Annotated in this window: 14 protein-coding genes and 1 pseudogene; 2 read left to right on the top strand and 13 right to left on the bottom strand. The window is 50.7% G+C overall.

Annotation, left to right across the window (positions count from 1 at the left end):
* Positions 1-38: 38 nt before the first annotated feature.
* The 8 genes from Q9291_RS11445 to Q9291_RS11410 all read right to left on the bottom strand — a co-directional run bounded on the left by Q9291_RS11445 (position 39) and on the right by Q9291_RS11410 (position 7,067).
* A complete protein-coding gene (locus Q9291_RS11445; protein ID WP_306390185.1) occupies positions 39-452 on the bottom strand; it encodes a hypothetical protein in 414 nt (137 codons plus the stop codon).
* Positions 453-522: 70 nt separating this feature from the next.
* Complete coding sequence (locus Q9291_RS11440) at positions 523-726, bottom strand: hypothetical protein (protein WP_306390184.1); 204 nt, start codon at positions 724-726, stop codon at positions 523-525.
* 30 nt (positions 727-756) lie between these two features.
* Positions 757-1,122, bottom strand: coding sequence for a hypothetical protein (locus Q9291_RS11435; protein WP_306390183.1), 366 nt, complete (start codon positions 1,120-1,122; stop codon positions 757-759).
* 28 nt (positions 1,123-1,150) lie between these two features.
* The gene (locus tag Q9291_RS11430) at positions 1,151-1,471 is read right to left on the bottom strand and encodes a hypothetical protein (protein WP_306390182.1); all 321 of its coding nucleotides are present in this window, start codon (positions 1,469-1,471) and stop codon (positions 1,151-1,153) included.
* A 67-nt stretch (positions 1,472-1,538) separates the two neighbouring features.
* Positions 1,539-5,264 (bottom strand): DUF748 domain-containing protein, encoded by a 3,726-nt coding sequence (locus tag Q9291_RS11425; protein WP_306390181.1) that lies wholly within the window; start codon positions 5,262-5,264, stop codon positions 1,539-1,541.
* A 160-nt stretch (positions 5,265-5,424) separates the two neighbouring features.
* Complete coding sequence (locus Q9291_RS11420) at positions 5,425-5,838, bottom strand: hypothetical protein (protein WP_306390180.1); 414 nt, start codon at positions 5,836-5,838, stop codon at positions 5,425-5,427.
* Between the two features lie 428 nt (positions 5,839-6,266).
* Entirely contained in the window at positions 6,267-6,635 is a 369-nt protein-coding gene (locus Q9291_RS11415; RefSeq protein WP_306390179.1) for a VOC family protein, read from the bottom strand.
* Positions 6,636-6,734: 99 nt separating this feature from the next.
* Entirely contained in the window at positions 6,735-7,067 is a 333-nt protein-coding gene (locus tag Q9291_RS11410) for a hypothetical protein (protein WP_306390178.1), read from the bottom strand.
* Positions 7,068-7,681: 614 nt separating this feature from the next.
* On the opposite strand from Q9291_RS11410, the pseudogene Q9291_RS11405 reads away from it, so the two are divergent.
* Positions 7,682-9,040, top strand: a pseudogene (locus tag Q9291_RS11405) (IS110 family RNA-guided transposase).
* A 19-nt stretch (positions 9,041-9,059) separates the two neighbouring features.
* Here Q9291_RS11405 and Q9291_RS11400 read toward each other — a convergent pair.
* A complete protein-coding gene (locus Q9291_RS11400; RefSeq protein ID WP_306390177.1) occupies positions 9,060-9,773 on the bottom strand; it encodes a hypothetical protein in 714 nt (237 codons plus the stop codon).
* A gap of 893 nt (positions 9,774-10,666) precedes the next feature.
* Here Q9291_RS11400 and Q9291_RS11395 point away from each other — a divergent pair.
* The gene (locus Q9291_RS11395) at positions 10,667-11,650 is read left to right on the top strand and encodes an integron integrase (RefSeq protein ID WP_306390176.1); all 984 of its coding nucleotides are present in this window, start codon (positions 10,667-10,669) and stop codon (positions 11,648-11,650) included.
* 7 nt (positions 11,651-11,657) lie between these two features.
* On the opposite strand, the gene Q9291_RS11390 is transcribed toward Q9291_RS11395, so the two are convergent.
* From Q9291_RS11390 to fhcD, 4 genes are all read right to left on the bottom strand, one after another.
* A complete protein-coding gene (locus Q9291_RS11390) occupies positions 11,658-12,182 on the bottom strand; it encodes an HPP family protein (RefSeq protein ID WP_306390175.1) in 525 nt (174 codons plus the stop codon).
* Between the two features lie 20 nt (positions 12,183-12,202).
* On the bottom strand, positions 12,203-13,120 hold the full coding sequence (gene trhO / locus Q9291_RS11385; RefSeq protein WP_306390174.1) for an oxygen-dependent tRNA uridine(34) hydroxylase TrhO: 918 nt from the start codon (positions 13,118-13,120) through the stop codon (positions 12,203-12,205).
* A 123-nt stretch (positions 13,121-13,243) separates the two neighbouring features.
* Entirely contained in the window at positions 13,244-13,915 is a 672-nt protein-coding gene (locus tag Q9291_RS11380) for a GltB/FmdC/FwdC-like GXGXG domain-containing protein (protein WP_306390173.1), read from the bottom strand.
* Positions 13,912-14,838: a formylmethanofuran--tetrahydromethanopterin N-formyltransferase gene (fhcD, locus tag Q9291_RS11375; RefSeq protein WP_306390172.1), complete on the bottom strand. Its 927-nt coding sequence runs from the start codon at positions 14,836-14,838 to the stop codon at positions 13,912-13,914. The genes Q9291_RS11380 and fhcD overlap by 4 nt, the downstream gene beginning before the upstream one ends.

The raw sequence follows: 14,838 nt of genomic DNA, 5'->3' as shown, positions 1-14,838 counted from the left end.
TTCGTATCAAAAAAGCCAGCAGATGCTGGCTTTTTTGATCAGCCATCATGTGATTGCATCTCTTCATCCGCTGCAAACGCTTCCCGTTCAAACGGATTGTCATAATAGGCATGACGGCCACACAGGCTTTGCCAACACCCTGCCAGCACATAGGCTGGAATAAACAAGATTCCCCAACGCTCGGCTTGCCTGACATGCACGTGTTCATGGCAACGCAAAGTATGCAGACAGTCAGCCGAAACGCCTATCACAATATGCCCGAGCGTCATCGCAGCAAAACCACCCGCCTGCGTCAGGCATCTGAGCAGCCAGCCGTCATAGATTTCAAACGCGCCCTGCACGCATCTGATTTTGGCGCCTGTTAAAAGCAAAGGCATTGCCAGTGCAACGCCCACCAGTGTCGTCGGCGATGCCCAAAGATAGGCAAGTATTTTTTTAAACTGCATCATCATTCAGCACGCCATACACAATACCCCGATCAAATCGGGCATCTTATATATCTGTATACCGTGCCCCATCTAGTCATGGGAGTGACTCACCTCGCGCATGCGTATACTGCTCGTAGGGCAACTCCGCCTGTTGCAAGCACTTGTCCATGGCAGCCTGCTCCACCAGTTGCATACACTGGTTGCGTTGCAAATATTGTCCTGACGTATACATCTGCTGCGACGAACAAGCTGCCAGCAAGGCTAACATTGCCATACTGCTTACGCGCAAAATTCGCATCACGATGACTCCCTTGTCAGATGGCACAGATTATTTTCCAAAGAATTTAACAACAATCAACAGCGTGAAACAGACCATACTTTGCAACAAGGGCATAAACAGAAAGATCAGGGCACTCTGTGCATCCAGAAACACAAAAAAAGCCTGGTAATACGCATACATTCCTGTCGTAACCACCAGCAATGAAATCCATAGCATCCAGCGCTGGGCTTGAGCTCCCGTTGCGACATGCCTGCCAAAAAAGAGCATCGCATACGGTAACACTGTCCACGCGGTCATCCACCAGCCACTCTTGGTCGTCAGAAACCCAAAGCCTGCAGCTGCCACATACTCAAACCAGAGCGTGCCTATGGCGCCCGTCAGCGCCACTAAAACACTCTGCTTTTGAATATTCAACGCGCCTCCTGTGCGCTGATGAGACGCATCACCATGATGGACCGTCAGGAGAGCTGCACCCAGCGGTAACTTTTAATCTTTCACGGCCCATGTCGAAAGAGCGCGCGCCCAACAATGAAAATGAACGTCCAAACACTACTGTGGCTGGGGCATCAAGTAGTGCAGTCGGTTTTTTGTTGTCAATCACCACCACATCCACCGTGGCAGGCTCAGACACATTACCGGAATCATCCTCAACAATCAGCTGAAAACGGTGCCTGCCGGAATGCAAGGGGTTGGCTGCATCCATGGTGACTTCAATACTCGACGTATTCGTTTTAATTGCTTGCCTTGGAACAAACTTTGCCATGTTTCATGCGCCTTTTCATATCGATTAACAAGCATAGGCTGTCTGTGGTTGCAGTGCACAACACACACTATTTTTCAGCATTGACCTCCATTGCCAGTGTGCTGGTCACCGGTGTTTCTGACACTTTGACGGGCGGCAGCACCCGCAAACGTTGGCCAGTAATCCCCGCATCAGCCAAAAAGTTCTGCATCGCCACCCCCCTGGCCGTAGCCAAGGCTTGCAAATCGGCCTCGGTGATGACGATACTGACAGTCAGCTGCTCCTGTAGCTGTACATAATGCCCATCTTCCGGCTTTTCAAATTTCGAAGCCAGTCGTTTGAGCAGCGGTTTTTTCGTCAAGGTGTTATACAAATCATCCAGTACTTTTTGCGTTTTTGGATGACTCAAATCAATCGGCCCCGGGGCTTGTCCCGCAGCCAGTTTGATCCCCAAAGCAACAGCCACCTGTTTGCGCAAGGACTGTTCCTGTAATGCACGTGCATCGGCTGCCTGATTGTAAGCTGGGGTGACAGACAAACGCAACTTGGTACGTTGACCAAGCATGTGCGCGACTGCAACCAGCTTCTCTTGCTCGGGTGGCGTAATTTCAGCGCTCCCCACTTCAAACACAATACCATCCAGTTGGTCACCACCACTGCCAAACAGCTTGCCCAAGGCCTTAAACGGCGAGGTCACAATCTTGGTCAATACATTTTTAATCGCCTTCCACACAATGCCGCCATAGCTGAATTGTGGATCATCCAGGCTGCCTGCAATCGGCAAGTCGAGGTCGATCACGCCATCACTGTCTTCCAGAATTGCAATCGCCAGATCCAGCGGCAGATTTGCTGCCTCTTTGCTGTCCACACGTTCCCCCAGCTTGAGCTTCTGAATCACAAACTTGTTTTCACCTGCCAGCTGGCGTTGTTTGATTTTATATTGCAGCGCGACAGACAAGCGCCCGGAATCAATGCGTCTACCTGCAAACTTGCCTGAGTAAGGGGTGAGCCGGTTCATTTCCAGGTTTTTAAACGCGAGCTTCAAATCCGTAAACTGTGTCACATTAAATGGCTGCAATGCCCCGCGTATGGTGGCTGAGCCGTACGCGTCGACCTTGCCGTCCAACTCGACCTGCGCCACCGAGATTGGCTGCGTGGATACCCCATTGATCACACCACTCAAGGTATTGATATGCGTACCAAATTGTGGGGTCAGCGACAAATCGGCGAAATCGAGTTCGGCGCGGTCGATGCGCACCGTTTCAATGTTCACCGGAAAGCCGTCACTGTTAGCCGCTTTGCTCTCAGGGGCAGAAGGCATGACTGCAGCGCGTGCGCCTGATGTCGTCACTGTTGTAGCAGTGTTTGGTGCAGAAGTGATGGGTGCAGCGTTGACAGTAGCAGGCTGCCGCATGATGCGGGTGACATTCATGGTTTTGTCTTCATGAATAATCAGCTTGCCCGTCGGCTTGACGATTTCCAGCGTAGTCATATGCAACTGATTGGGTGCCAGCGTCAGTGCAAGGCTATCACTGCCTACCCGCTCCCAGCTTAAAAATGGCACTGCGCCTGCTTCTTCCACCACGCCCAGCTGATGAATATTAAAGCCCCCTTTAAAACTGCCCGTCAGCGTTTTTTGCTGTTGCACCGCCAGTTGTCCGCCCACATCCAGCGCCCCACTATGCAGTTTCAACAAGGCAAACCGATTGACATAGCCTGAAAAAGGCAACAGGGATAACTGCTGTAATTGCAGGTTGGCATCCAGCTTTAACGGCTGCGGTATGAGCTTGCCGTGCAACCGGAATTGGCCGCCCTGTCTGACCTGAAACGCCAGATTGACCGGCAGCGGCTTGCGTAAGTCCAGCGAAGCATCGCGCACTTCAAACAAGGCTTTTTCAATATCCAGCACCACGGGGGTGGCCAGACTGCCATCCTCGACATGCACGCTGGCATTGTCCAACGCAAGTTTTTTCAGGCTGACAGACCAGGGACTAGCCTGACTGCCAGCAGCGGCTTGTGGATGCGATGGTGACGACACCCTCGCGCGCAAGCTTGCCTGGCTATCCGGTTGTGCCGTCACCGGCAATGGCGCCAAAATCGTCTGCCAGTTCAGCGGCTGCCCGGCCGCGGCCTGTACTACCCCGGTTTTCAAGCCGGATAACTGCAGGCCCTGCACCTGCACCTTGTGCTCGGCCAGATGCAGCGCTGCCTCATTCAGGTTAAGTTTGGTCAGGCTCACCACCGGTGATTTGAACGCACTGGAGTGCGCCGCCAGTGTATGCATACTGGCTTGCACGTGCGTAATGGCCAATGCATTTGCCGGTCCTGCAACGGCAAAACCCAGATTGAAGTCGGCAACACTGACACGCAATGGATGCAACAATTGCTGATGCTCAAACCCCAGACGCCAATGCTTTAATTGCACATCGGCAATAGCGAGTTGAAACGGTTTATCCTCGGTGATCACATCAGACACAGGTGCAGCCGCAACGACCGTGGTCTCGCTGGCTGCCGGCGCTTCCACGGCAAACGCCTGTTGCCAGTTCATCACACCTGCCTTATCGAGCGTGGCATGCACTTCCCCATCCGGCAGCGCCACTTGCGCGACATGAATGCTGCGCTCGGCCAAATCAAAATCGAGCCCGCGTACGGCCAACGCAGGCACCTGCAGCAAGGTCTCATTGCCCTTTGCCAATGCCAATGCCTGCATGTCCAGGGATAATCCGGCAAACACCGCTTGTGTCGCACCGTTGAGACGGATATCCAGTTGTGGCAACTTCAATGCGGCATGTTTTAATGAAGCATGGGTATCTTTGCCTTGCTGCAAGGCCAGACCCTCCAGATTCAAACCCAGTTGCTGCAATCGCAGTGGCGGCTGCTGTTGCGCGGAGAAGTTAATGGTTGGTGCGCTCAGAGAAAACTGTGACAACGCCAGTTTTCTCTCTGATTGCAGGCTGGCAGCCAGTTGGCTGACCTGCATCAGCAACCCACGCACCGCCACTTCAGGTTGCTCGTCCACCAGCGCAAAATCGTACTCAAAGCCCAGTTGCAAACTTCCCTGTTCAAGCTTGAAATCAGGGGTCAGACTTGCCAGCAATGGTTTAAACCTGGCGAGATTGAGGCCTTCTACTGCAAATGCGCCTTTGGAGGCCAGCGGGTTCACCCCCATATCGCCCTTCCACTTCAACACTCCACCCTGGTTTGGCAGCCGGGCAGCCAGCAAATAATCGCCGCGATCTTCAGGCAGAGTTGAAAACCCGTCCAGTGTCAGGTCAATCGGCGACAAGCCGGTTTTAAATGGGGTGGCCCGGTGCGTATCGAGATAACTGACCTGACCATTGTGGATCACAATGTGCTGCAATATCAGCCGTGGCAGTGACTCGCTGGGCGGTGTTTTATCCTCATTGAGCTTGGCCAGCAAAGTGGCCCAGTTGAACGTGCCGTTTTGTGCAATTTCAAGCTGCACACGCGGCCCGTGAATGCTGATCTCCTTAAACTTCCATGCCCATTGCAACAAGCCACTGACTTCAACATCCACCATCAGTTGGTCAAATGCCGCCAATGGCGCACCGTTAGTCTGCGTGAGTTGAAGATCGTCTATGGTTGTTTTGAGGCGTAACGGATCAAAACTGACCTTGCCCACACTGAGTCGGCTGGCAAGCTGCTTCTCGCCCACCCATGGCAACACGCGCTGTGCCAGCGGATTGACCGCAAAATAAGCAAACAGGAAATAAAAAACCAGCAGCCCGCCAATAATGCGAACAGATAACCGGTGAGACAGCTCAGAAAAGATTTTTTTGAATTGATTTTGCATGCGAACAGCTTAGCAAAATTTGCAAGCAGGGTGTTAGAAGCAATGGCTGGCATACCCCGTGCATAAACGCCAAATGCATGCGCTTGTGATGGCTTTTCAGGACCGCGCCCAAGATGGAAATAAAAGGCGCACTCAACCTTGCAAATGCATCATTCACTGCTTATTTGGATGAAAGTTTGGTGATTTCCATCTGCACCTGTTTCAAATCTTCTTCCAGATACAGCTTGCTGCCACACGCGACTTGATATTGTTCAATCAAATGATTGTAAGCTGAAGTTTGCTGGTTATGTGCCTGCAGTAATTGCTGATAGTCATGCTGCAAGCTATTAAACACCTCAAGCTGATGATTATAGGCCGTGGCAACGGTACGAAAGCGACTCATGGCGGTGGCTGAGGATGACGCCCGCACCTCCAGTTGATCCAACTGATTATTTTGTTGCTGCAGACTTTGCTCGTGACTTGTCAGCAAGCCTTCCAAATGACTAATCTGCTGCCCAGAAACCATCAACACTTTTTTATGTGATTCTGTATTTGCCTGCAACCCAAGGCAACTGAAAATCTGCTGTTTACTCATCACGTTCCCAGCGGATGACTTTATCGGCACCAAAATACTAGCCGACGATAAAGCTTCAGACTTTAATTGATCAGCCAAACCGGACAAAGGCCAGAAAAATACTGAAAAAAACAGGTACAGAAACAAACGCCAACAGTAATATTTCATAAAAAATAATTATTTATATCAGTATGTTGGAGAACATTATTAAGGCTATTTATTAAAAAATGAGGTGACTTACCATAAGTTTTCAAATTTTAACATTAAATACACAAAAACCGCACATCAGCCAGCAGTTTTGCGCGTGATAAACAACAAATGACTGCGAATGAAATTAAAACAGAGAGCGAAATACTCGCGAGAGCAATACGCACATCAGCGCACACATCAACAAACAGTTAGATTTTTTATTTGCGGACAAGCCAGGTGCACATATAACACCCTTGCCGTTAATCCACGTTCTGACCAATCCGCCAAAGCACACCCGAAGGATCAGTGATACAAAAGTCGCGCATGCCCCAAGGCTGCAGCGTAATGGGCCAAATCTTCAGGTCGTATCGGCCGATCACACCACTTTCCTGCACCTTGCTCCACCAGGCATCCACATCATGTACCAGCAAATGCATCATAAAGTTTTCAGCCAGATGATCCGCACAAAAATCCTGCAACAAAAAACTCACATGCTCAAAATGAAAATAAGCCACCCCGCCCCCTTCAGAAGCCATGGTAAAGCCCAGCTCTTGATAAAACTGCTTGGAAAGCGCAAAGTTTTTGGCAGGTACAAAGGCCTTGATTTCAGTGACCTGTAAATTTGACATGATGAATAGCTCCTTCAATGGCACGTCCTGAATGGCTAGATGACAGTTTCAACACTCTTTAGAGATGATAAACACGGCCCAAAATGCATATGGATGCACTTAACGCAACAAAAGGTAAACGCAAGCAATGGCCGTGACCATCGCCAGACCAAGCGAAGCAAACAACATCGTTTTGTATGCTGCCACCTGCTTTTTGGCTTCCTGCCCGGCCTCCTCCAACGCCTGAATCGCCAGCTGCATTTTTTCTGCCAGCAAGTGGAGTGACTCAGCATTCTGGATCGTCGCTGCCTGTAACTCCTCAATCTGCCGCGTCAATAACGGGTCCACCTTGGCAGCCTCAGGTTTGGAAGTAAACGCCGGAATAGCCGCCGTAGCCACCTGCGCAATATAAGGCGCCACCGCTTTAAGGATAGGTAAAAACTGAATAGCCACTTAAAACCTCACTCATTTGGCATTAGATAAACCTCATGGTAAAGGCTAAGCTTGCACAGGTCCAGCATGGTAGTGGCTCAATCGGGAGATCATTCTACGCGTGCTTGTCAGGCAGATTAAGAAATGGGGGCTTTGCGCGCGAATCATCTTGGCCCGCGAAGTAACAAATGATCCGCAACAAAAGCCGACTAGAGAGATGCACTTTAACCCTTTATGGGCTATTGAAGATTGTCAGTCACAGGTTGAGGTGATTTACAAACCAAGGATGTAAAAAATGCAAAATCACCCTGATTTTAGGATGATTGGGTGGATTTTACTTGACAGGAAGGGGAAGTCCCTAGAGATGGGTTAGCGAAGTAATCGGCTCCATGCCGCAAATCGCGCCGAAGAAACACAAGTAGCTCCCGAAGTGGCAAAGTAGAATGTGGCGTTGCGGAAGACCGATAAAGCAATGGTGCATTCTGCCCGCGGGTTAGCATGGTCAGGGAGACGTCATCGATATTGGTGAACCCGTGTTGCGAGGTTTTCCGCAAGCAGGTATCCCGTTTGAGAGAGTGAGCTTGACGACGTTCCCGATGCAGCGCCACATTCAATCACGAATGATGGAGCAAATCATGACACAATGCAATCGCAATAACCGACTCAAGCCCGGCAAGTCTGGCCCGATAACCATCACGCATCCCAACGCTGCGGGTATCGATATTGGGAGCGCCTCACATTATGTGGCCGTTCCTCCTGACCGAGATGACGAGCCAGTACGGGAATTTAAGAGTTTTACGGCTGACCTCCACGCCTTGGCGGATTGGCTTAAAACTTGTGGTGTTGATACAGTTGCGATGGAGTCCACAGGGGTGTACTGGATTCCTGTGTTTGAGTTGTTGGAGGCGCGCGGTTTCAAGGTGTTGCTGGTCAATGCCCGTCATGTCAAGAATGTCTCAGGACGTAAATCCGATGTGCTGGATTGCCAGTGGTTGCAACAACTCATGTCCTACGGTTTGTTGCAAGGTGCGTTTCGCCCGTCAGAGGGGGTATGTGCCCTGCGTTCGCTGTGGCGGCAACGCGGTATGCTCTTAAAAGACTAAGGCAGGCAAGTGCAGCATATGCAAAAAGCGCTCACACAGATGAACATTCAACTGACCAATGTCATCTCGGATATCGCAGGAGAATCTGGGCAGAAGATACTACGTGCCATCATTGCTGGTGAACGTGATGGACAAGTGCTGGCTGCACTCAAAAACGTGCGCATCCGCGCCAGCCACGACGAGATTGCCAAAAGCCTGCAAGGGCACTGGCGAGAAGAGCATCTGTTTGCACTCAAGCAAGCGCTGGCGATGTTCGATTTTATCGTGACACAGTTGGCTGAATGCGACCAGGAGATTGAAGCCAAGCTCCGGAGTTTGCAGGCCTATGATGGCGTACCCGCAAAAGGTAAAAAGCGTGGACGTGCCCGCAATGCGCCAAAGTTTGATCTGCGCACACAGTTGTACCAGCTGTGTGGTGTAGACCTCACTCGTATAGACGGCATTGATGTGACCACTGCGCTGGCAGTCATCAGTGAAACTGGCGCAGACATGTCACGCTTTGCCTCAGCCAAACATTTTGCCAGTTGGCTGGGGCTGTGTCCTGGCACCCGCATTACTGGAGGCAAAGTGCTGAGCGGTAAAACCAAACGTGTCGCCAACCGCGCTGCACAGGCATTGAAATTAGCCGCTGCTGCACTACGTAGCAGCCAATCAGCGCTAGGCGCATACTTTCGCCGAATGTGCGCACATATGGACAAACCCAAAGCCGTGACCGCCGCCGCACACAAACTGGCACGGCTGATATACACCATGCTCACCAAAGGCGAGGAGTATACCGATCAAGGCCAAGACTATTTTGAGGAGCGCTACAGAGAAAGGGTATTGCGGCAATTGGCTCAGCGGGCCGAAAAAATGGGCATGAAACTCGTCGAAAGCGAAAATATGGCTTAAATACCTTATTTAAAATCAATCATTTAGAAGGTGTTTCTTGAGAGACCTTAAGGCGTTCCTCCTTGATCGCCCGAAGAAGGCCCTTTTGATCATCATCACTCAGGCCACGCTTCGTCATGCCTGCCTTGATCACTTCTTGGGTGAGATCATCAACCAGTGAGAACAGATTAACGAAGGACTCTGTATGGAATCCAAGGTTGATAAGGTCAAGCGAACTCATCACTCGCCTTGTTATCGGGGGTATTGGATTTGCCGCAGGTCCGTTTGAGACGATCATGTTTGACAAGAAGCCGGCGATCATCGCTGCTGCCTTGCGGTCGAATGTAAATGCAGGACTTACCCAACCAATCAAAGTCTCGTTCGCCCCCTGTGCAAAGAATGCCTTTACGTCCGTCGTTCCAATCTGGCGAATGAAGGAAGACATTTCCCCAACGACGTCTCCCGCCTTTGTCCAAATAGATACTTCGCTTATAGCGGAAAGGCTCTGCTCAAACAAAAGCTTGACGTTCTCGATCTTGGCGAGGTCCAGATCGCCCCTATCGCGGTGTGTCACAGTGAAGACGGTGCAGTCGCTCGTATCGATCTTGATGCCGCGCGTCGGGTCTTCGATGTGGCTTGGAAATGCGTGAGCAACAAGACACTCGACGTTGGGCGCTTCAAGTCGAACGGGAAGTATTCCCGGCATAAGCTGAAATCGGCCAATGACGGCGACATTCGCGACTAGATCTGTCACTGCACTCTCCTGTGGGGCCTAACTATTAAGTAGCCGTCCCAATGACGGCGTGTAAACGAGCGTATAATTTTTCATAATATCAATTAAACCATATACCTAGATTGAAAATAGAGGGCGTAATTTAATCGGCAAAACCATTAATCGATTCTGGCTTAATTTACTTCAATTAGATAATGCCATGAGGATGAAAAAAGGTGCCAAAAATATTTGGCTTTATGAGGGTCTAAGGAGTTTTTTTAGTCTTTTTTGCAACTGCGGCATCTTTAGCATTAAGACTCTACATTGTTTTTTGGGTTGCCCGAATGCTTGAAACAGGTACTAATCCAGACGAGTAGTCATTGTCTGTGGGCTAACGAAGCTGTAGAAAAAGCTGTTGAGGGGTTGAGTGATTGTATTTTGAGGAGTGCTTTAACCATAGACTGTATTGAGTTAGATGCTTTTGGGGCGATTGTGAAGGTCTATTTATTGTCATGGTATGCCTTGATTTTTCTAAAACACTTATTCTACAGCGTCAACGTTTGAGTTCAGCGGACACCGAAGGCGATCCGCTGGAATGGGTTAGAGATTGTTTCATAGGCATACCAATCCTAAATTAGTAGATAGTTTAAATGGGGGTTGGTTAGTTTCTGGGGTAGGCAAATTTATGATTTGTTTTTGAATACAGACCAATCCTTTTATTCACCGACATTTTTTTGATATGCTTGAACGTTTACCACCCCGAAATCGCTTTTCCTCTTCGTCCGAATACCTGACAAAATCTAACGTTAATTAGACCCCAAAAACGAACCTAAATTTTTATTTAGTCCAGGGGCTATAAATTTATAAAAATTATTTATCATTATTAAATCAATAGTTTGTATTTTATTATTACACCTATATAAAAGGGCTTAGCTATGAAAAACACACCTGAAGTAAAACCTGCTCCAAAGCTGTTTCCTCTTATCGTCGAACGATTGCGGGTGAAGCATTACAGCAAGCGTACCGAAGAGGCTTATATTCAATGGATTAAACGCTATATTTTGCACCATGGCAAGCGGCACCCACGCGATATGGGAGCGAGTGAAGTTGAGGATTTTTTAACCCACCTGGCGGTGACACGAAACGTGTCAGCCAGCACGCAGAACCAGGCGAAGAGCGCCCTGCTCTTTTTGTATAAAGAGGTGCTGGAGATCGAGTTGCCCTTGCTGGGGCATGTGGCACAGGCAAAAACGCCCAAAAGCATGCCAGTGGTGCTCAACAAGCAGGAGGTGCAGGCGGTGCTTGGTCACCTGGATGGCTCGATGTGGCTGATTGCGAGTTTGTTGTATGGCAGCGGGTTGCGGGTGATGGAGTGTTTGCGCTTGCGGGTGAATGATGTTGATTTTGCCAAACGTGAGATTTTTGTGCGTACCGATAAAGGCTATAAAAATCGCGTCACCATGTTGCCAGCGAGTTTGATTGTTCCGCTGCAGGCGTATTTAGAAACTGTGCAGGCGTTGCATAGCAAGGATTTGACTAAGGGCTTTGGCGAGGTGTTCATGCCTGAGGCATTGGACAAAAAGCACCCTGGTGCAGGCAAAGAATGGGGGTGGCAGTATGTGTTTCCGGCAACCAAGCTGTCGCTTGATCCGCAAACCCATCAGGTGCGTCGCCATCATGCAGATGAAAAGACGGTGCAACGCGCCGTGAAAAAAGTAGTTGAAAAAGTGGGCATCGCCAAGCCAGTCACCCCACACACCTTGCGCCACAGTTTTGCCACGCATTTGCTCGAAGGTGGTCAGGATATTCGTACGGTGCAGGATTTAATGGGGCACGCAGATGTAACGACCACCATGATTTATACCCATGTGCTTAACAAAGGCGGATTGGCAGCCAGCAGTCCGCTCGATGTGATTTAGCGGCTGTTTATAACCAGTATTTTGGGTACTTGCCCTCACGCGTCAAGTTGTTATATATCAGCGCGACGATGGTGATGATGATGGCGCCAAACAAGGTAGGAAACCACAAAAACTGCCAACTGAACGCACCCTGGCTGGCAACCAGCCAGACAATGACGGGGTTGGAACCTGCGGGCGGATGCACGGTGCGGGTGAACATCATCCCAGCAATCGCCAATCCAACGGCAAGACCCAAAGCCCACCAAGCCACCCCTAACTGCGAGACCACTAGCAGACCGATCAAGGAACTTAAAAAGTGACCGCCGATGACATTGCGTGGCTGGGCAAAAGGTGCATCGGGGTAGGCAAACAAAATCACGCAGGAGGCACCAAACGAACCCAGCACCAATAACTGGTCCAGGCGTGCGCTCATGAGTGCGGCGATGCTGATGGCGATCATGCCGCCCAGCCCGGCCATTAAAATTGCTTTACCAGTGAATTTGGGTGGTAAGGCGGCGCGCTCGCCTGCGAGTTTTTCCAGTAGTTTCATCATGTGCTCCTTTGGTTGAGTGCTTATTTTTGCGTATCGCCAATATGTGTTTGTCCACGTAATCGAGCCAGTTTGACCTGCTTCTGGCGCTCTCTGAGTGACTCTTTTTTCTCTGCACTCAGCTTGTCGTAGCAATAAGGGCAAGAGATGCCTGCTTCGTATTGCTCGCTTTGCATTTCTTCGGGTGTTAACGGCATGCGGCAGGCATAACACTGGTCATGGTCACCCACGGCAAGCCCATGTTTGACTGCCACGCGCTGATCAAACACAAAGCATTCGCCTTCCCACAGACTTTGTTCCTGAGGCACGGTTTCAAGATATTTGAGGATGCCGCCCTGCAAATGGTAAACCTCTTCAAACCCCTGCTGCTTCATGTATGAGGAGGCTTTTTCGCAACGGATGCCGCCGGTGCAGAACATGGCGACTTTTTTGTGCTTGGTGGTATCCAGATTGTCCGCTACATATTTGGGAAACTCGCGGAAAGTGGTGGTCTTGGGGTCTACCGCACCTTTGAAGGTGCCGATATGCACTTCGTAATCGTTACGAGTGTCGAGCAAAATCACATCCGGGTCAGAAATCAGTGCGTTCCAGTCCTCCGGCTTCACATAGGTGCCGACCACCAGATTGGGGTCTACATCTGGCACACCCATGGTGACGATTTCTTTTTTGAGCTTGACCTTCATGCGGTAAAACGGGTGCGTGTCGGCCCAGGATTCTTTGTGCTCCAGGTCGGCCATGCGCGGGTCCTGTTTCAAATAATCGAGAATGGCACGGATATCTTCCGGCGCACCGGCAATGGTGCCGTTGATGCCCTCCTTCGCCAGCAGCAACGTGCCTTTAATACGGTGCATCAGGCAGTGCTCAAGGATGGGCTGTTGCATCTCCTTGTAGTTTTCCAGCGTGACAAATTTATACAGGGCAGCGGTGAGAAATTGGCTCATGGTGTTGACGGCATCATTCAATAATCCGCCATTTTAACACTGCCAAGGCACTGACTCAAAAGCCACTGATTCAAAAAGCAAAACGGGCCTGAAGCCCGTTTGCATGTGCCTGCTGATCTCCCGTTAAGGCTGGATAACCAGTATTTCGGCCTTGCCGATGCCCCCCATATCACCCATCCAGCGCTGTACACGCAGACTGGAAATCTGCGCAAAACGGCTGTCGAGTAATTTGAAGGATTTATACAGAATATTGAGGAAAGGCAGTTTGTGCGGGCCGCAATCCACCCAGGTGGCCGATAGTTGGGGCGCTTGTGCCAGCAGCAATGTGCCGCGCTTCATGCCATAGCCCACATAAGCACCCGTGGTGCCCAGTACGCCCAGCGTGCCAGCCATCATATCCGAGGCACAGTAGTCACCGGCATTGCCTTCAATCAGCAACATGCCTCGACGCATGCGGTCACCTGCACGTGCACCGGCGCTGCCCTTGCAGATCACAATGCCATTTTGCAGTTGTGCCCCGAGAAAATCTCCGGCATCCCCTTCAATGCTGAGTTGACCGGCCGTCATGCCAAAGCCAATAGAGTGGTGTAAGGCCGTCGTCTTTTTAAAGGTCACTTGCGGTGCCGCTATGGCGACATCCACACTGACATCAAACGCCTCTGCAACCGTGAGGTTGGCAGCCAGCTTGATTGCGGCGATCTCGGCAACCGTTTTGCCCTGCAAAGCCAATGGCAATAAGGCACGGCAATCTACAGCGCGTGACAGAGGTTTGGCTGTGAATATGATATGGCTCATGCGGTCACCTCCCCGCTTAAAATTGGACGCAGTTTAAAGTGGTGTTGGCCCAGTTTACCGCCGTAGTTACCGGCAGAAATACGCAAAATGCCATTCTCTTTACCCAAACTGCAGGCGGCTTCAATGCCAGCCTTCATGGAAATGGCAATATCTTCAAACGTGAGGCCATTGACCACGATTTCCATCACGCTTTCCACCCGTGGATCAAGCTCACTCTTGACGGCCCCTTTCAGGGTCGGGCAGAACGCATCGTTGGTGCTGGCAAACATTTTGGGATATTTGCTGCCGACCTTGGAGCCAGAACGCACCACACCGCCCGGAAACGGCATCACCACATTGGGTAATTTGCGCATGGCATCAATCGCGGCCTCGCAGGCAGTGAGTACCTGGGCCTGACTGGTGCCCAGCACAAGAAAGTTACCGCCCCCAATGGCGCGCACCATGCCGGTGGTTTCTTCGGTCAGAAACTCGCCATCCATCACCGGGATGCGCCAGAAACGTTTGAGTTTGCCGGTAGCATCCGGGATCTGCTTGGAAATCTGGTTACCATCGCCAAAAAAGCGCAAGTGCTTGCCCAGGCTGATCATGTCTTCCGACTCAATCCCGGCAAACGCCGCGGCGGTCGGGCAAGTCAGAATACATTGCCCCATGCGGGTTTCCAGCTGTTGCATGAGCACTTTGCTACCCATCGCAAACAATAATACGCTGACGCCCGGGCGACCATCGGGCGTTTCATCCTCAGACAGTTCGCGCTCTATGCCAGCCTCTACGCCACAGCCAATCACACTGGTGGCAAAGCCAGTCATGGCATTGGCTGCGTTATACGCCCAACGCAAGTTTTGTGCGGTAATCAGCACACGCGTTGCGCGCATGTTAAATGCTTCGGCAAAGGTGTCGTCAATATCTACGCCATTTAACTGCAT

This window comes from Methylophilus aquaticus (assembly GCF_030769565.1).
Classification (GTDB): Bacteria; Pseudomonadota; Gammaproteobacteria; order Burkholderiales; family Methylophilaceae; genus Methylophilus; species Methylophilus aquaticus.
This window is presented reverse-complemented; position numbering and strand designations above follow the sequence as displayed.

What these genes read in the sequence shown, in the direction of transcription:
- fhcD (WP_306390172.1), bottom strand. Translation starts at nt 14,838, where the DNA reads ATGCAGTTAAATGGCGTAGATATTGACGACACCTTTGCCGAAGCATTT.
- Q9291_RS11440 (WP_306390184.1), bottom strand. Translation starts at nt 726, where the DNA reads ATGCGAATTTTGCGCGTAAGCAGTATGGCAATGTTAGCCTTGCTGGCA.
- Q9291_RS11395 (WP_306390176.1), top strand. Translation starts at nt 10,667, where the DNA reads ATGAAAAACACACCTGAAGTAAAACCTGCTCCAAAGCTGTTTCCTCTT.
- trhO (WP_306390174.1), bottom strand. Translation starts at nt 13,120, where the DNA reads ATGAGCCAATTTCTCACCGCTGCCCTGTATAAATTTGTCACGCTGGAA.
- Q9291_RS11445 (WP_306390185.1), bottom strand. Translation starts at nt 452, where the DNA reads ATGATGATGCAGTTTAAAAAAATACTTGCCTATCTTTGGGCATCGCCG.
- Q9291_RS11425 (WP_306390181.1), bottom strand. Translation starts at nt 5,264, where the DNA reads ATGCAAAATCAATTCAAAAAAATCTTTTCTGAGCTGTCTCACCGGTTA.
- Q9291_RS11420 (WP_306390180.1), bottom strand. Translation starts at nt 5,838, where the DNA reads ATGAGTAAACAGCAGATTTTCAGTTGCCTTGGGTTGCAGGCAAATACA.
- Q9291_RS11415 (WP_306390179.1), bottom strand. Translation starts at nt 6,635, where the DNA reads ATGTCAAATTTACAGGTCACTGAAATCAAGGCCTTTGTACCTGCCAAA.
- Q9291_RS11430 (WP_306390182.1), bottom strand. Translation starts at nt 1,471, where the DNA reads ATGGCAAAGTTTGTTCCAAGGCAAGCAATTAAAACGAATACGTCGAGT.
- Q9291_RS11380 (WP_306390173.1), bottom strand. Translation starts at nt 13,915, where the DNA reads ATGAGCCATATCATATTCACAGCCAAACCTCTGTCACGCGCTGTAGAT.
- Q9291_RS11390 (WP_306390175.1), bottom strand. Translation starts at nt 12,182, where the DNA reads ATGATGAAACTACTGGAAAAACTCGCAGGCGAGCGCGCCGCCTTACCA.